Raw genomic sequence first — 14,930 nt, forward strand, 5'->3', positions numbered from 1 at the left:
GAAGCCTGCTGGACCGAGGTTGGATCCCCCTCCCTGGCCCTCCCCCTCCGGGGAGGGGACGAGGCTAAAACTGTTGTAACCTTTTCATCTTTTTGCTACCTTCCGAGGGCCGCGACCGCGGCCCTTGCCATTTCGCTAGCACGCCGCAAAGAGGTGACCTCTTGTCCAGACGCTGTTTCCTGATCGTGAACCCCACCTCGGGGACCTACTCCCAGCAGAAAGTCGATAGCATCATGAAGGGGCTTACCGAGCGCGGCCTCGCGCCCGAACTCCTCCCCACCCAAAGCGCCGCCGACCCGGCCCGCTTCGCCGCCCGCATCTGCCGGGAAGAGAGCGATCCGCTCATCGTGGTGGCCGGGGGGGACGGCACTATCAACGGCGTGCTGAACGGCCTCGTTCCGGGAGCGGCCACGCTCGGCGTGGTCCCCTTGGGGACGTCGAACGTGCTCGCGCGCGAACTGGAGATACACTCCGTCGACGACGCGCTGGACCGCCTCGCCCGAGGCGAAACGCGCCCCATATCGGTCGGAGAGATAGTATGCGGCGGAGAACGCAGACGCTTCGTCCTCATGGCGGGGGTCGGCTTCGACGGAGCTGTGGTGCGCGACGTGCGCCTGTCCGAGAAAAGGGCGCTGGGGAAGGGGGCCTACGTGCTGTCCGCGCTGCGCGCCCTGTGGAATTGGGACGCCTCGCAATTGACCGTGACGGCAGGAGAGAAAAGCGTCGCCTGCCACGGCGTGATCGTCTGCAACGCCGCCAAGTACGGGGGAAACTTCAGACTGGCGCCCGAGGCCGACCTCTTCACCCCCGGGTTCCAGGTGCTCTGCATCAGCGGCGGTCGCCTCGCCTACCTGGGGCTCGCACTGGGGCTCTTGAACGGCACCGCGGTCTTCAGCAGCCATGTCACCTGCTTCACGGGGGAAGCCCTCGAGATCTCCGGTGAGAAGGCCGTGCAACTCGACGGCGACTACGTCTGCCCCACCCCGATTGCCGTCCGGACCGTCCCGGACTTGGTCCGGCTGGTGGTCTGAGATAGCCGAGTTTTTTGGTTGACAAAGCCAGGGCGATATTGATTAATGTGCGGGTACGACCCGTTCGGCATCATCCCGCGTGAACCGTCTTTCAATACCAGAGTGGGGGAGTGGCGTGGCTAAACCTAAGATCCTGTTGGTCGACGATACCAGATTGATTCTTGAGCTGGAGAAGAGCTTTCTCAAAGCCTCCCATGTCGATGTCCTCACCGCCGGCGACGGTGTCGAGGCGCTGGAACTGGTCCGTAAGGACGCTCCCGACCTGATCTTCATGGACGTGAACATGCCGCTCATGGACGGCATAACCTGCTGCAGGCTCTTGAAGAGCGATCCCTTCCTTTCCGCCATCCCCGTCGTCATGCTTACCACCGCCGGCAACGATGAGGACCGCGAGCGCGCACAGCAGGCGGGCTGCAACGACTTCCTCACCAAGCCCATCGACCGCCGCCTCTTCCTCGACATGGCCCGCAGGTACACCGACGCCGTGGACCGGCGCGAGGTGCGCATCCCCTGTCACATCCCGGTACTGTTCCTCCTGCACGGCAGCCCCGTCGGCGCCAATGCCCTCGACATCGGTGACGGCGGCCTGTTCCTCGCCAGCCGCGAAGAGGTCCTCGTCAACCAGGAACTGCGGCTCGCCCTTTTTCTGGAGACGGAGCAGAGGCCGCTATTGGAACTGAAGGGGAGGGTGGCCTGGGTGAACCAGGAGGGGAAACGGGTGCATGCCGGCCTCCCCACCGGATTCGGGGTCGAGTTACTGGAGCCGGCGCAGTGGCAAAAGGACGAGCTGAAGAATTTTGTCGAGGCGGTGCGCACCCCTCAACCTTAGCCTCAACCTGCTTCTCTACGGCGCAGCGAGGAGCGTCAGCCGGAACCAGAGCCAGGTCAGGAGGGCGGCACCCAGGTCGCCCCCCTTGTTGTCGATGAGCCGCCCCAGGAGGCGGTCGTAAAGGTCCAGGAACCTCCCCCCCCTCCCTTCTTCCTTAATCCCGCCGGTCAAAACATCCAGAAAGAAAGCGATCTGCCAGGCGTTCCCCCGCACATAGGCTCCGGTGCGGCACCATAACCGGCGCCGTTCATGCGCCTCGAGCTCGGCCATGGCCTGCTGCAGCGGCTCCAGGAAGGGCTTGAGCTGCAGGCGCGCGGTGGCGTCCTGGCTGCGGTAACTCGTCTGCAGGCACCGGACCAGAGAAAGATGGCCGATATGGGCCAGGTTCATCAGGATGGCGTTGAGCGTCTGCCTGGGGAGAAGCCCCTCGGTCTGGAAGCGCCGCGGCGAGGTGGTGATGGCGGCGGGGAGGAGGAGCCAGCGTCCCTCCCGCCGCACCCGCTCGGCGAGGAAGGTGTCTTCCATGAGCGGAAGCGACGTGTCGTAGGGGCCGACCTGCGCGAAGAAGTCGCGACGGATCAGAAACCCCTGGTCGCCGTGGGTGCATCCGGGGCGGTCCAGGGCGGCCTTGGCGCCGTAGAAGCGGTAGGGGAACGGGGTGGTGCCGGGGAAGCCGAAACGGAGGGCGAAGCGGCCGGCGACGCTTGCTCCGGAGCGAAGGGCCTCCCCGAGGGAATCAAGCGCCTTCCTGAGGGCGAGCGGGTCTTCGAAGCTGGAATCGATGTGCAGGAAGAGGAGGGTTTCGGCGCGGGCCGCGTCGGCGCCCCGGTTCAACTGTCTCCCTCGTCCCTTGGTCCCTTGGACCAGGGAGAGCGGGAAGGGGAGCCCGTCATGCAGCTTCTGCGCGATGGCAAGGGTGCGGTCGCTGGAAGCGCCGTCGGAGAGGATGACCTCCAGGCGTACCCCCTGCTGCCGGGCGAGTGCCGTGAGGAAGGAAGCCACGTTCCCCTCCTCGTTATAGACCGGCACTACGACCGACAGTTCGGGGCACGACTCATAGGGCAAGGGTATCCGCCTTCTGCACCAGGTTGGGGAGGTCCGGCTTGGTGAGGATGTCGCTCGCCCCCAGGTTGCGCCATTTCATCTTGTTGTCCTCGCTGGCCAGCGACGAGAATATTACCACGGGGAGCCCGTCCAGGTCAGACTCCTTCCGGATCAGGGCGGTAAGGTGCAGTCCGTCCATGCGGGGCATTTCGATGTCGGTGATCACGAGGCTCAGTACCTCCTTCAGCGGCTGCTTGCTCTCCGCGCATTTCTGACGTATCGCCTGCACGTGTTCCCAGGCCTCCTCGCCGTTTTCCGCCTCGACTACCTGGTACCCCGCTTCACGCAGCGACCCGCACATGGTCCTCCTGATGAAGGCCGAGTCGTCGGCGACCAGGATGGTCCTGGCGCCGCGGTTCGCCACGGAGTGGGCCAGCATCAGGTCTTCCCCCGGTGTGGCCAGGGCCATGGTCGAGGAGAGTTCCCCGATGATCTTTTCGAAGTCGAGGATGAGGATGATCCGGTCCTCCATCTTCACCACGCCGGTGATGTTGGCGTCGTGGATCGCTTTCACCGGCGGCTCCACGTTTTCCCAGGAAATGCGATAGATGCGGGAGACCGAGTGCACCTGGATGCCGACCACGATCCTGTTGAACTCGAGCACGATGACCCGGTCCGCGGGTATCCCTTCCGTGTTCTTGTTCAGCGAGCGGGAGAGGTCGATCAGGGTGATCACCTGGTCGCGCAGTTTGATCATGCCGCTCACGCAGGGGTTGGCGTTCACCACCTTGCGCGTCTCCGGCAGTCTGATGATCTCGCGGACCTTGGCTACGTTAACGCCGAAATAGCAGGGGATGACGTTCCCCTTGCCGTCCACCTCGTCGATCCTGAATTCGACTATTTCCAGTTCGTTGGTGCCGCTTTCGAGCAGAATCTTGTTGTTCGGTTCCATACGCCCCCCGATTGTGTAGTGCCGTTGCTCCTCATTACATCGGCAGCCGGAGGGAAATCATGAGACAAAAACTGCGCAGCGGAGACCCGGACCTTCCCCTTACGCCTCTGCGGCTCCGGGGGGAGAGCCTCTGATTACAGACTTAACGCAAAGGCGCCAAGGTGCGAAGACGCAAAGAGATTTTTTACTGAAACGTACTGGATCTTGCCTAACGCTTTTTCTTCGCGTCTCCGCGGCTCCGCGTCTTTGCGTTAAAGCTTTTGTTTGTCATATACCTTCCCGCACATCCACCCTGTTGTCGTAGAAGGTGCTCCCGCCCCCCCGGTCGGTCAGGCGCTGCGAGGTCAAAGCGTTCACCGAGCGCGCACCCGGCGCATGGGCGAGCCACCATACCCCCTCGGCGACCACCACTCCCCGAGGCACCTTGGGCGTGACCTGCAGCCGGAAGGTCACCTCCCCCAGCTCGTTCCAGGCGACCACCTCCGCGCCGTCGGCGAGCCCCTTGCCCGCCGCGTCATCCGGGTTCATCTTGAGCTGCATCCCCCCCTGGCTCTCCCGCAGTTCCTCCCGCTCGTAGAAGGTCGCGTTCAGCGCGAAAGGGGTGGGCGCGGTCATCAGCCGGAAGGGGAGCTTCCCCTGTTCCTCGTGGGTGGGGAGGTAGCGCGGCAGCTTCTCCTCGAGCCGCTCGTTCAGGATCTCGATCTTCCCCGAGGGGGTCACGATCCCTCCCGGTCTTGCCGCCAGGGTCACCGGGCGCCCCTCGGCGAGAGCCTCCTCGTCGATTCCCGCCCGCAGCGGCTTGGGCACCGCGAGCAGCCGGTCGATCATCTGGTCAGCGGTGAGGGTGAAGATCTCCTCCTCGAATCCCATCGCCTGCGCCAGCAGGGAGAACACCTCCCAGTTGGACTTGCTCTCCCCCACCGGGTCGACCACCGCCTGGGCGCGCTGGATGCAGTAGGTGCCGTAGGAGCGGTAGATGTCGCTGTGCTCAAGCGACGAGGTGGCGGGAAGCACGATGTCGGCGTAGCGCGCGGTGTCGGTCAGGAAACGCTCGTGCACCACGGTGAAGAGGTCGTCGCGGGAGAGCCCCTTCAGCACCGCGTTCTGGTCCGGCGTCACCGCGGCGGGGTTCGAGTGGTACACGTAGAGCCCCATGACCCGCGGGGCGTCGAGCTGGTTCAGCGCGCTCCCCAACTGGTTCATGTTGATGAGCCGTGTCTGCCCCGGGATCAGGTCCTCCCTGGTCAGTATCTCCATGGGGAAGGCGGCGCCGGTCGCGGTATCCGGGAAACACCCACCCCCCTCCCTGCCGTAGGCCCCGACCAGCGCCGGCAGGCAGCAGATCGAGCGCACCGTCATGGACCCGTTGCCGTAGCGCGACAGCCCGCTCCCGAGCCGGATGAAGGGGGCCCTGGCCGCCGCGTAGGCGCGCGCCATCTCCTCGATCACCTCCGGCGCGAGGCCGGTGATCTCCGCGCAACGCTGCGGCGTCATCTCCGGAAGCACCTCGGCCGCCAGCTCCTCGAACCCCAGCACCTGTTGCGCAAGAAACTCGGCGTCTGTCAGCCCCTCGCGGGCGATCACGTGCATCATCCCCAGGGCGAGCGCCCCGTCGCTTCCCGGACGCACCAGGAAGGTGCGGTCCGCGGCGGACGCGGTCGGTGTCTCGTAGGTATCGATCAGCCAGATCCGCCCTCCACCTTGCCGCACCTCGTGCGCCTGGTTCAGGAAGTGGATGCTGGTCGCCGCCGCGTTGATCCCCCACAGGATCAGGAGATCGCTTTTGCCGGCCGATTCAGGCGGCGGGGTCGCAGTCTTCCCCATTACCGCCTCCCACCCCGCCCCCTTGGCCGGGGAGCAGATGGTGCGGTCCAGCCGGGAGGCACCCATGCGGTGGAAGAAGGGGTGCCCCGCGTTGCGCTGCACGATTCCCATCGTTCCGGCGTAGGAGTAGGGGAGGATGGCCTCCCCGCCGTGGCCGGCGATGATGGCGCGCCAGCGCTCGGCTATGGTGGCGATCGCCTCGTCCCAGGTGATGGCGGTGAACTCGCCGCTACCTTTGGCGCCGGTTCTCTTGAGCGGCGTGGTGAGGCGCAGCGGCGAATGCACGCTTTTCTCGTAGTGGCGCATCTTCGGGCAGAGGGTGCCGCGGCTGAAGGGGTGGAGGGGGTCGCCCTGCACCGCGACGGCCTTGCCGTTTTCCACCTCGACCAGCATGCTGCAGGTGTCCGGGCAGTCGAATGGGCAGACCGATCTCCTGGTGACGACGTTCATCTGTAACTCCTCGTGTGGGCGGCTGGCGATGGGCGTCCCAGCAGCTCTGCGCGCTGATCCGGGACTGCCGCGAGCTCCTGGTGCGGCTGTTTCTTTTTATGTTTTTTCGGGGACTAGATCAACAGAAAAGGAAGGGGGGGAAGCGGCAGGCTGCGCCCCGGGATGGAGCGCAGCCAAAATGCGGTATCGCTACTTCTTGTGGCACTTGGCGCAGTTGCCGGCGGGCTTGAACGCCTTCTTGCCGTTGTGGCACTCGCCGCAGTATTTACCGGCGTTGATGTCGGCCATCTTCATCTGGGTGGACCCCTTCTTCATCTTGAAGATCTTGGTGTGACACTCGTTGCACTTGAGACCTTTGCCGGCATGGTCGTCACCCTTGAAGGTCACCTTGCCCATCGAAGTCGGCCATTCCACCGTTTTGCCGGCCGAAACCGCCATCGCCTGTGCCGCCATCATCACCACCGCCATCGCCGCCGCTGCCATCGCAATACGTTTCATATTCACTCCCCTATTCATTAGTAAAAAAGCCCTTACTGTGATAGCACAGCTACCGGCGATGTCAAGGAACCCCGGCGTAGTGCCTCGGTAAATCGGTAACCGGTTCTTTCGTAGTCGACCGCTTGCAAATTGCCGCGGTTGCAGTTTAATGTGATAGTTCGCTCATTCTCTTATTAAAAGATTATCCGGATTCGACATGGAAGACGAGTACAGCGAATACCGCGCGGTCCTCGCACCGGGGATGCGCATCGAGATCGGCATCCCGCTGTCGGGCGGCGGCGTGTTCCGGGACTGGGGCGTCATCAGCGAGTCGGGAGGGGACCTGCTGCTGCTTCAGATCTCCCGCGACGTCCTGCCGGCCAACGTGCGGGTGGACGTCGGCTTCATCCTCGATGTCAGCGTCTGGCTGGGCAAGGACAGCTATACCTGCAGCGGCATCGTCACCGCCCGGCTCAGCGAATTGGTGCTGCAGGTACGGCTCTTCGGCAGGTTCACCCTGCGCGAACGGCGCCAGTTCTTCAGGACCGACATGGCCTTGAAGGTTCGCTACGACATCGTCGACGAGTCCAGCCGCAAAGAGGTGGAACGGGACTGGGAGGTGCGCAAGGAGCGCGAGCAGATGAAGTTCCAGGGGTACGACGACTTCGTCATTGCTGCCCAGATGGCGCGCTTCCAACCGGCCAAGGACATCGTATGGCGGGACCTGCTGCGCGCCCAGTTGAACCTGGGCGGGGGCGGCATCTGCCTGCGCATGCCGACCACTGCGCGCCCCGACCAGTTGGTGAACCTGGAGCTGTACCTTCCTTTGGAGCCGCCGCGGCTGGTGCACGCGGTCGGACAGGTGATACACGTCAAGCCCCCCCTTACGCTGCGCGACGGTTCCAGCCGCTACGACGTCGGCATGGAATTTCTCTTCCTGGACGAGCGGGACCGCGACCTGATCTTCAAGCAGATCTCCTCGGTCCAGATCGCGAACCTGCGCAAGATTTCCGACAAACGCGACATGGACGAGCTCGGCGACGACGTCGCCCCTTCGCTGGCCCCTCGGCAGTACCTGATGCGGGCTCTCTGGGTGTTGTTGTTCCTGTTTGCCGCCTACGGCCTGGGCCGCTACCTCATTGCCTACCGTCAAGCCCCCCCTGAAAACGAGATCCAGAAGACCTACGAAGAATCGATCCGCAAGTACCGCCACATGGACAGGCAGCCCTGACCCGGCTGCTATCGTATTGCCTTGCAGCCCAAACTCTACTATGATGCCCCGTCCGCGGCAGCCTGCCGTCGGCACGGACGCATGCAAGGGAGTAGAGATGACCAACATGATCAGCGCCGAAGGGCGCAAGAAGTTACAGGAACGCTACGACTTTCTCTGGGAAACCGAGCGGCCGCGCATGGTGAAGAACATGGCCGATGCCGCCGCCGAAGGGGACCGCTCCGAGAACGCCGAGTACATCTACTCGAAGAAGAGGCTGCGCGAGATCGATCGCGAGCTGAAGCACCTGGGTGACCGCCTCAAGGTGCTCAAGGTGGTCTACGCGCCGCTGAACCCGACCTCGGTCAGCTTCGGCTGCTGGGTCACCTACGAGGACGAGGAGGGGGAAGAGCGCTGTTACCAACTGGTCGGGCCGGACGAGTTCGACGTGAGCCAGGGCAAGATCAGCATCGATTCCCCGGTCGGCAAGGCGCTGCTGGGCAAGAAGGTCGACGACGAGGTGACCATCAAGAGACCTGCCGGCGACCTGACCGTCACCGTGCTTGCGGTAACGTCGAGGAAACCGGAGTAGCGTTCGCAGGCTGCCACAGTCACAGCGCAGTCACCGAAAACAGTTTGACCTTCTTTGGGGAGCGGTTATAGTGTAGCAGGCCTCTCTCCGAAGCAATCTCCATTGTGTCAAGGACCGTTCCAAGCATACATGTCAGACATCAAGATCCTGATAGTGGTAAAAGATGAAGAGGCCGGTCTCGCCTATGCGCAAGCCGTAGCGGAGATCGGCGTGGCCTGTGACGTGGCATGCTCCTTTGCAGAGATGTCGCAGCTCGCCACGGACAACCGCTATAACGGCTTCCTGGTCGACATACTGACTCTGGTGCGTTGCAGCAAGGAAGAGAAGGTGATCGCCTATGAGTGCATCAACCTTTTTCCGGTGCTGCGGGTGAAGTGGGAGGCACGGCAGAAGAAGATAAAGCTGAGCCCGCTGGAACAGAGTTTCTCCCCCGATACCGGTTCGGCGCTGCGCTTTTTCATCGAAAACCGCTGCAGGAACTTCCCCGCACGCTCGTTGCGCCGGTCGCCGCGCCGGTCGATCAACCTGAACCTTTACTACAGCACCGATCCCGATTTCCCGGCCGAGAGCACCCACAAGTCCTTCACCATCAACCTCGGCAGACACGGTCTGTTCCTGCACACCATGCAGGAATTTCTGCAGGGGGACACCATCTGGATCCGTTTCCTCGAATTCACCGACCAGACCCCGATCCGGGCCAACGTGCGCTGGTCCCAGCACTGGGGGGTGACCCGCTGCATCCCCGGGGCAGGGGTGATGTTCGAATCTTTGACCAAGAAACAGGAGCAGGAGATCGCCAAGCTGCTCGATCTGTGATCCTCTTTTCCAGGAAATCCGCATGTGCACGCTGTTACTCGCCTACCGGTTCCATCCCGCCTACCGTCTCGTCGTTGCCGCCAATCGCGATGAATACTACCAGCGCCCGACGCAGCCCGCCCACTTCTGGGAGGATGCCCCGCACGTCTTCGCCGGGCGCGACCTGGTGCACGGCGGCACCTGGCTTGGTGTCACCGCGACCGGCCGGATCGCCGCGCTCACCAACTACCGCGATCCCAGCGACCTGCACCGGCACGGCCCTTCGTCACGGGGACAACTGGTGAGCGGCTTTCTCACGGAGGATGCGGGTGCCGAGGAGTACCTGGCGCGGCTGCGGGATTCCGGCATCTCCTATGGCGGTTACAACCTCCTGGTCGGGGACAGCGAGCGGCTTTTCTGCTACTCCAACAAGAGCGACCGGGTGCTCCCCATCGAACCGGGGATCCACGGCCTGAGCAACCACCTGCTGGACACCCCCTGGCCGAAGGTGTGCCGCGGCAAAGACGGGCTGGACCGGATCCTGGCGCGGCAAGATTTTGCAGTGGAAGAACTGTTTGCGCTCCTGGCCGACCACACGCACCCCCCGGACCAGGAGTTGCCGGACACTGGCGTGGGGCTTGAGCTGGAGCGGATGCTGTCGCCCATCTTCATCACGAGCGCGCAGTACGGCACCCGTTGTTCCACCGTGCTGCTGGTTGATCATTCGGGGAAGGCGACCTTCATCGAGCGCAGTTTCGAGGGGGGAGCGGCCACCGAGCGGCAGACCGAGTTCCAGTGGTAAGACGGCCCCTTGCCCTCCGAGAGAGGGCCGGGGGGAGGGCGTTTGTGCGATGGTGTGAAGTAACTGCAAAAAGCGAAAGGGGCGAACCATGATGGTTCGCCCCTTTTTTTATTGATACGTGGAGGGTTGGTTTCCGTAGGGGCGAATAATCATTCGCCCTGACTTCACCTCTCCGGCAACCCCGCTTACTGGTACTGGATGTACAGCGGTTTCGGGTTCAGCATGAGCACCTCTTTCGGGGTGAGCAGCGCATCGCCCTTCTTCGTGTCGTTGTGGTAGAAGAGCTTGAACCCGGTGAACTCGACCGGCTCGGCCACGACGTAATCCTTGTAGGAGTCGCGTTTGAGCCAGGGGGCGCCCCAGCCGTCCATGTTCATCACGATCTGCACCTCGGGGCGCAGCTGGATGTTCTTCGCGTTGGTCACGCCGTTTCTGGTGAAGCGGTGCACGATGAACACCTTCGGCGGGAGGTTGTACTTCTTCACCAGCTCCTTCAGGTAGTTCGAGGCGTAGTTGATGTCGGCCGCGTCGTAGGTGCCGATCTTGGTGCCCGGCTTCTTGCCGCTCTTGATCAGGTTGAACTCCGGGTCGATGCCCAGGTGCACGTCGGGGTTCTTGAGGATCCACTCGAAGCGCGGCAGCACGTTGCGGATGTTGTCGTGCCCGGTCTGGATGTCGATGAACATGATGGCGTTGATCGACTTGGCCCAGCTGTACACGTCGTTGATGATCTTGTCGGGCATCACCATGCGGTAGAGCCCTGCCTTGCCCGGTTCCCCCTGGGCCACGACGGCGATCAGGTGCAGCGCGGGCTGTACCGGGTGGGAAGGATCGGCCGCCTGCCATTTTGCCGCTTCACGCTTCAGACGCTGCAGCATGTCATCCTTCTGGTACTCGCCCAGCGCCCCCATCCTTTTGGAGAGCGGGTTGCCGTAGTAGGCTACGATCCGCTTCTGGGGCAGGATCGAACCCGGCAGCGGTGCGGGAGATTTCACCGGCCAACCCTTCTTGGCGGCGAAATCCGGGTCCTCGCCGGCGCGGTAGGTGACCTTGGGTGCGGCGGCCTCTTTCCCCTTGGCGCCTTTCACCTTTTTCCCGGCACTTGAGTGCGCGTCGAACTTGGCGGGGACTGCTGCCGGTGCCGCTTCGGTTGCCGGCGCGGCGGGCGCGGTCGGGACAGCGGTGGCCGGGGCAGGAGCCGCCGGGACGGCCTTGGCCGAGGTGGCTTGCCCTTGTTGCATGGCGCCGGCGCTGGTCGTGGTGGCCGAGGCCTTCTTATCCTTGCATCCGGCTACTGCCAGCGGCAGGGCCAGCAGGGCGATCAGCAGGAGGGCAGAGCGGTGGTTCTGGTACAGGTGCTTCACGAAGTTCTCCTTATGGTGGTGCAGCGGACCGGCCTTGGCCTATGCGTGGATCTGGTGTGACGGCGCCGGGCGTGCTTATTTATTCTGGTGGTGCGGAGTCTGGTTTTGGCGGCTACTGGGGAGATATCTGGGCGGGCGTTTCGTGCCTTACACCTGTGACAAAACCGACAAGCTCGTCCGTACTTATACCCTTTTTGCATTTGCGGTGTCAACAACTGTGACCGGTTTTGGTGAGAATCATCTTAAGTTGTGGCAAGGTTTGCTCTTTTGAGTCCATTTTTTTTGGTTTCTTCGAGGAATCGTTCCCATTTACCGCCACTATGGCGTTGACGATAGCTCTTTCCCAATGGTATGCTCGGCGGTCGAAAATAGGTCCGACCTTTTCACCGGTCGTGGCGATAGTTACTGATTCCCTTGGCAGTACCAGCAGCAGAAATTCAATTCAATGTAAACCGGAGGTATCTGTGCGCAAGAAGATCGGTATTCTGTTGGCTCTCGCTTTGTCGCTGTCGTCTGCGGCAACCGTTTTCGCGGCGGCTCCCGCCAAGCCCGTGACGATCGGCATCTCCAAGATCGTCTCCCACCCGGCGCTGGATGCGGTCGTCAAAGGGATCCAGGATGAACTCAAGGACTCCAAGATCAACGCAACCTTCGACGTGCAGAACGCCAACGGCGACATCAACACCGCGGCGTCCATCGCCACCAAGTTCCAGAGCCAGAAGGTCAACCTCGCCGTCGGCGTCGCCACCCCGACCGCGCAGGCGCTGGTGAACACCCTGAAAGGCATCCCGATCGTTTTCTCCGCCGTTACCGACCCGGTCAAGGCGGGCCTGGTTCCCTCCCTCGCCAAGGGTGGCAAGAACGTCACCGGCGTTTCCGACATGACCCCTGTGAAGCAGCAGATCGAGATGCTGCTCAAGATCAAGCCCAAGACCAAGCGTATCGGTCACATCTACACCAGCTCCGAAGAGAACGCGGTCGTCCTGGCCGGCATGGTGAAGCAGGTCTGTAAAGAGAAGCACCTCGAGTTTGTTGAGACCACCGTCACCAAATCCGCAGAGGTGAAGCAGGCCGCCCAGACCATCGCCAACCGCGTTGACGCCATCTACATCTCCACCGACAACACCGTCGTCTCCGCCATGAGCGCCGTCGCCGAGGTTGCCGCCAAGGCAAAGATCCCGGTCATGTCCGCAGACCCGAGCTCCTCCGAGACCTACGACGTCCTCGCCGCCTGGGGCTTCGACTACTACAAGATGGGCCGCGCCACCGGCAAGATGATCATCGAGATCCTGAAAGGCAAGAAGCCCGAGCAGATCCCGACCCGCTTCATGACCAAGGCTTCCGACGTCGACCTGCTGATCAACCTCGACGTAGCCAAGAAGCTCGGCCTGACTGTCCCGGCCGACATCGTCAAAGCCGCCAAGACTGTCCGTCAGAACGGCAAGATCACCAAAAAGTAAGTAAAAGCAGTAAACCATTGGCCACGGAGAAAATCTGAGCAAATCTGAGAGAACCTGAAAGCCTGAATGTTTTAAACCAGACTATGGTTTTAGCCTTTCTCCGAAGTTCTCAGATTTTCTCCGTGGCCAATGGTTTTGACTTTTCGTTTTAAGAAGGGTGTTATGATCGAAGGTATTTTTGTCGAAGGGTTGATCTATGGCATCATGGTCCTGGGCGTGTTCATCTCGTTCAGGATTCTTGATTTTCCGGACCTGACGGTTGACGGGTCCTTCCCCTTGGGGGCCGCACTCATGGTGCAGTGCCTCCTTTCCGGCATGAACGGCTGGCTCGCCCTCCTCGTTGCCTTTGCCGGCGGCGTGCTGGCTGGCGTGGCCACCGCCCTCATCCATAACCACCTGAGAGTACCGAACCTCCTGGCCGGTATCCTCACCATGACCATGCTCTACTCGGTCAACATCCGCATCCTGGGCAACCGCGCCAACGTCCCCATCCTGGATCAGCCGACCATCCTGAAGGAGGTCACCGAGAAATTCACCGGCGTCATCCCCGACGAGTACATCCTCCTCGTGTTCTTCCTGATCGTCGCCCTGGTGGTCAAGGTGCTGCTCGACCTCTTCTTCCGCACCGACCTCGGCATGACTCTGGGCGCCATGGGGAACAACGAGCAGATGGTCATCTCGCAGGGGGTGAACCCCAAGACCCTGAAGACCATCGGCGTCGGCCTCTCCAACGGCCTGGTCGCCATCTCCGGCGCCTTCGCCGCCCAGTACTTGGGCTTTGCCGACGTGGGGCTCGGGCAGGGGATCATCGTCTCCGGCCTCGCCTCCGTGATGATCGGGGAATTCCTGATGCTCAAGAGCAACCGCATCGGCGTCCTCACCTTCTGTGCGCTTGCCGGTTCAGTCTGCTTCTACGCGGTCATGTACGTCGGGCGCTTCTACGGCTACGTGATCCACATGACCCCGAGCGATTTGAACCTGATCAAGGGCGTGCTGATCATCGTCCTGCTCATCATGACACAGGCAAAGAAACTGAAGGTCCCGTTTAAGGTGGCGAAATGATAGAGATTAAGAACGTTTCCATCGTATTTGGCCAGGGGACCGTCAACGAGAACAAGGCCCTGAAGAACATCAACCTCAAGGTGAAAGAAGGCGACTTCATCACCATCATCGGCTCCAACGGCGCCGGCAAATCGACCCTTTTCAACACCATCGCCGGGACCTACCTCCCCAGCGAAGGGCAGATCTTTGCCAACGACAAGAACGTGACCAGGGATCCGGAGTACAAGAGGGCGAAGTACATCGGCAGGATCTTTCAGAATCCGCTGCTCGGCACCGCCGGCAACATGAGTCTGGAAGACAACATGACCATCACCCATAAAAAGGGGATGAAGTGGTTGCGCCGCAGTCTCAACAACAAGACCCGAGAGATCTTCAGGCAGGAGCTGGTGCAGCTCAGGATGGGCCTCGAGCACCGCATGAAGGAGAACCTGGTCATGTTCTCTGGCGGCCAGCGCCAGGCGCTCACCCTGCTCATGATGGTCCTCTCCAAGCCGTCGCTGATCCTTCTCGATGAGCACACCGCCGCGCTGGACCCGAAGAACGCCGAGATCGTGCTGGAGTTGACCAACAAGTTCATCAGCGAGTACAACCTGACCGGCATGATGATCACCCACAACATGACCCACGCCATCGAGTTCGGCAACCGTCTGCTCATGATGGACGGCGGCGAGATTATCTTCGACATCGAAGGCGAAGCGAAGAAGGCGCTCACCGTCGAGAAGCTGATCCAGAAGTTCCACGAACTGCGTCACAAGACCTTCGAGAACGACAGGACCCTCCTCGCCGAAGAATAGTAGGCGGGAAAGAGAAGAGACACCTAAAGGCCCGGCGGACAGATCCGCCGGGCCTTTTTGTTTAAAGACTAAAGACTCTAACGCAAAGGCGCGGAGCCGCAGAGACGCAGGGGAAGGCGAATCGAAGTCTTGCGGGTTTTCCCTCTAAAGCTTTTCTTAGCGCCTTTGCGGCTTGGCGTCTTTGCGTTAAAGCCTTTTCCTTTTGTGTGGTTTTTGGTTTTTGCCGTAAGGGTTTCTTAGTGTC

The 14,930-nt window shown here is 61.9% G+C and carries 14 protein-coding genes; 9 read left to right on the plus strand and 5 right to left on the minus strand.

The window, feature by feature from the left end; genetic code table 11:
- Window positions 1–161: 161 nt before the first annotated feature.
- The gene (locus KP004_RS02840) at window positions 162–1,031 is read left to right on the plus strand and encodes a diacylglycerol/lipid kinase family protein (protein ID WP_216800868.1); all 870 of its coding nucleotides are present in this window, start codon (window positions 162–164) and stop codon (window positions 1,029–1,031) included.
- A gap of 115 nt (window positions 1,032–1,146) precedes the next feature.
- On the plus strand, window positions 1,147–1,860 hold the full coding sequence (locus KP004_RS02845; protein ID WP_216800869.1) for a response regulator: 714 nt from the start codon (window positions 1,147–1,149) through the stop codon (window positions 1,858–1,860).
- Window positions 1,861–1,875: 15 nt separating this feature from the next.
- Here KP004_RS02845 and KP004_RS02850 read toward each other — a convergent pair whose 3' ends face one another.
- The 4 genes from KP004_RS02850 to KP004_RS02865 form a co-directional block, all read right to left on the minus strand.
- The gene (locus KP004_RS02850) at window positions 1,876–2,925 is read right to left on the minus strand and encodes a TIGR04283 family arsenosugar biosynthesis glycosyltransferase (protein WP_216800870.1); all 1,050 of its coding nucleotides are present in this window, start codon (window positions 2,923–2,925) and stop codon (window positions 1,876–1,878) included.
- Window positions 2,915–3,856: a chemotaxis protein CheV gene (locus KP004_RS02855; protein WP_216800871.1), complete on the minus strand. Its 942-nt coding sequence runs from the start codon at window positions 3,854–3,856 to the stop codon at window positions 2,915–2,917. Before KP004_RS02855 ends, KP004_RS02850 begins: the two co-directional genes overlap by 11 nt.
- 267 nt (window positions 3,857–4,123) lie before the next feature.
- Entirely contained in the window at window positions 4,124–6,130 is a 2,007-nt protein-coding gene (locus KP004_RS02860; RefSeq protein WP_216800872.1) for a molybdopterin oxidoreductase family protein, read from the minus strand.
- A gap of 189 nt (window positions 6,131–6,319) precedes the next feature.
- Window positions 6,320–6,628 (minus strand): cytochrome c3 family protein, encoded by a 309-nt coding sequence (locus KP004_RS02865; protein ID WP_216800873.1) that lies wholly within the window; start codon window positions 6,626–6,628, stop codon window positions 6,320–6,322.
- Window positions 6,629–6,824: 196 nt separating this feature from the next.
- Between KP004_RS02865 and KP004_RS02870 the strand changes: the two genes are divergently transcribed.
- The 4 genes from KP004_RS02870 to KP004_RS02885 all read left to right on the plus strand — a co-directional run bounded on the left by KP004_RS02870 (window position 6,825) and on the right by KP004_RS02885 (window position 10,006).
- Window positions 6,825–7,838 carry a PilZ-like domain-containing protein gene (locus KP004_RS02870; protein WP_216800874.1) on the plus strand — a complete coding sequence of 338 codons (1,014 nt, stop codon included), beginning with the start codon at window positions 6,825–6,827 and terminating at the stop codon, window positions 7,836–7,838.
- A gap of 97 nt (window positions 7,839–7,935) precedes the next feature.
- Window positions 7,936–8,409 carry a GreA/GreB family elongation factor gene (locus tag KP004_RS02875; RefSeq protein WP_216800875.1) on the plus strand — a complete coding sequence of 158 codons (474 nt, stop codon included), beginning with the start codon at window positions 7,936–7,938 and terminating at the stop codon, window positions 8,407–8,409.
- Window positions 8,410–8,538: 129 nt separating this feature from the next.
- Entirely contained in the window at window positions 8,539–9,225 is a 687-nt protein-coding gene (locus tag KP004_RS02880; RefSeq protein WP_216800876.1) for a PilZ domain-containing protein, read from the plus strand.
- Window positions 9,226–9,247: 22 nt separating this feature from the next.
- Complete coding sequence (locus tag KP004_RS02885; protein ID WP_216800877.1) at window positions 9,248–10,006, plus strand: NRDE family protein; 759 nt, start codon at window positions 9,248–9,250, stop codon at window positions 10,004–10,006.
- A gap of 185 nt (window positions 10,007–10,191) precedes the next feature.
- Here the strand turns inward: KP004_RS02885 and KP004_RS02890 are convergent, their stop codons facing one another.
- Window positions 10,192–11,370: a hypothetical protein gene (locus tag KP004_RS02890; protein WP_216800878.1), complete on the minus strand. Its 1,179-nt coding sequence runs from the start codon at window positions 11,368–11,370 to the stop codon at window positions 10,192–10,194.
- 464 nt (window positions 11,371–11,834) lie between these two features.
- Between KP004_RS02890 and KP004_RS02895 the strand changes: the two genes are divergently transcribed.
- From KP004_RS02895 to KP004_RS02905, 3 genes are all read left to right on the plus strand, one after another.
- Window positions 11,835–12,830, plus strand: a complete 996-nt coding sequence (locus KP004_RS02895; RefSeq protein ID WP_216800879.1) for an ABC transporter substrate-binding protein — start codon at window positions 11,835–11,837, stop codon at window positions 12,828–12,830.
- Window positions 12,831–12,992: 162 nt separating this feature from the next.
- Window positions 12,993–13,892 (plus strand): ABC transporter permease, encoded by a 900-nt coding sequence (locus KP004_RS02900; RefSeq protein WP_216800880.1) that lies wholly within the window; start codon window positions 12,993–12,995, stop codon window positions 13,890–13,892.
- Entirely contained in the window at window positions 13,889–14,686 is a 798-nt protein-coding gene (locus tag KP004_RS02905) for an ABC transporter ATP-binding protein (RefSeq protein ID WP_216800881.1), read from the plus strand. Before KP004_RS02900 ends, KP004_RS02905 begins: the two co-directional genes overlap by 4 nt.
- Window positions 14,687–14,930: the final 244 nt, after the last annotated feature.

The sequence above is a fragment of the Geomonas oryzisoli genome (assembly GCF_018986915.1).
Taxonomy (GTDB): domain Bacteria; phylum Desulfobacterota; class Desulfuromonadia; order Geobacterales; family Geobacteraceae; genus Geomonas; species Geomonas oryzisoli.

Bases quoted from the DNA above. Each gene is read 5' to 3' on its own strand.
- KP004_RS02860 (WP_216800872.1), bottom strand. From the start codon at position 6,130: ATGAACGTCGTCACCAGGAGATCGGTCTGCCCATTCGACTGCCCGGAC.
- KP004_RS02885 (WP_216800877.1), top strand. From the start codon at position 9,248: ATGTGCACGCTGTTACTCGCCTACCGGTTCCATCCCGCCTACCGTCTC.
- KP004_RS02855 (WP_216800871.1), bottom strand. From the start codon at position 3,856: ATGGAACCGAACAACAAGATTCTGCTCGAAAGCGGCACCAACGAACTG.
- KP004_RS02905 (WP_216800881.1), top strand. From the start codon at position 13,889: ATGATAGAGATTAAGAACGTTTCCATCGTATTTGGCCAGGGGACCGTC.
- KP004_RS02900 (WP_216800880.1), top strand. From the start codon at position 12,993: ATGATCGAAGGTATTTTTGTCGAAGGGTTGATCTATGGCATCATGGTC.
- KP004_RS02875 (WP_216800875.1), top strand. From the start codon at position 7,936: ATGACCAACATGATCAGCGCCGAAGGGCGCAAGAAGTTACAGGAACGC.
- KP004_RS02865 (WP_216800873.1), bottom strand. From the start codon at position 6,628: ATGAAACGTATTGCGATGGCAGCGGCGGCGATGGCGGTGGTGATGATG.
- KP004_RS02880 (WP_216800876.1), top strand. From the start codon at position 8,539: ATGTCAGACATCAAGATCCTGATAGTGGTAAAAGATGAAGAGGCCGGT.
- KP004_RS02870 (WP_216800874.1), top strand. From the start codon at position 6,825: ATGGAAGACGAGTACAGCGAATACCGCGCGGTCCTCGCACCGGGGATG.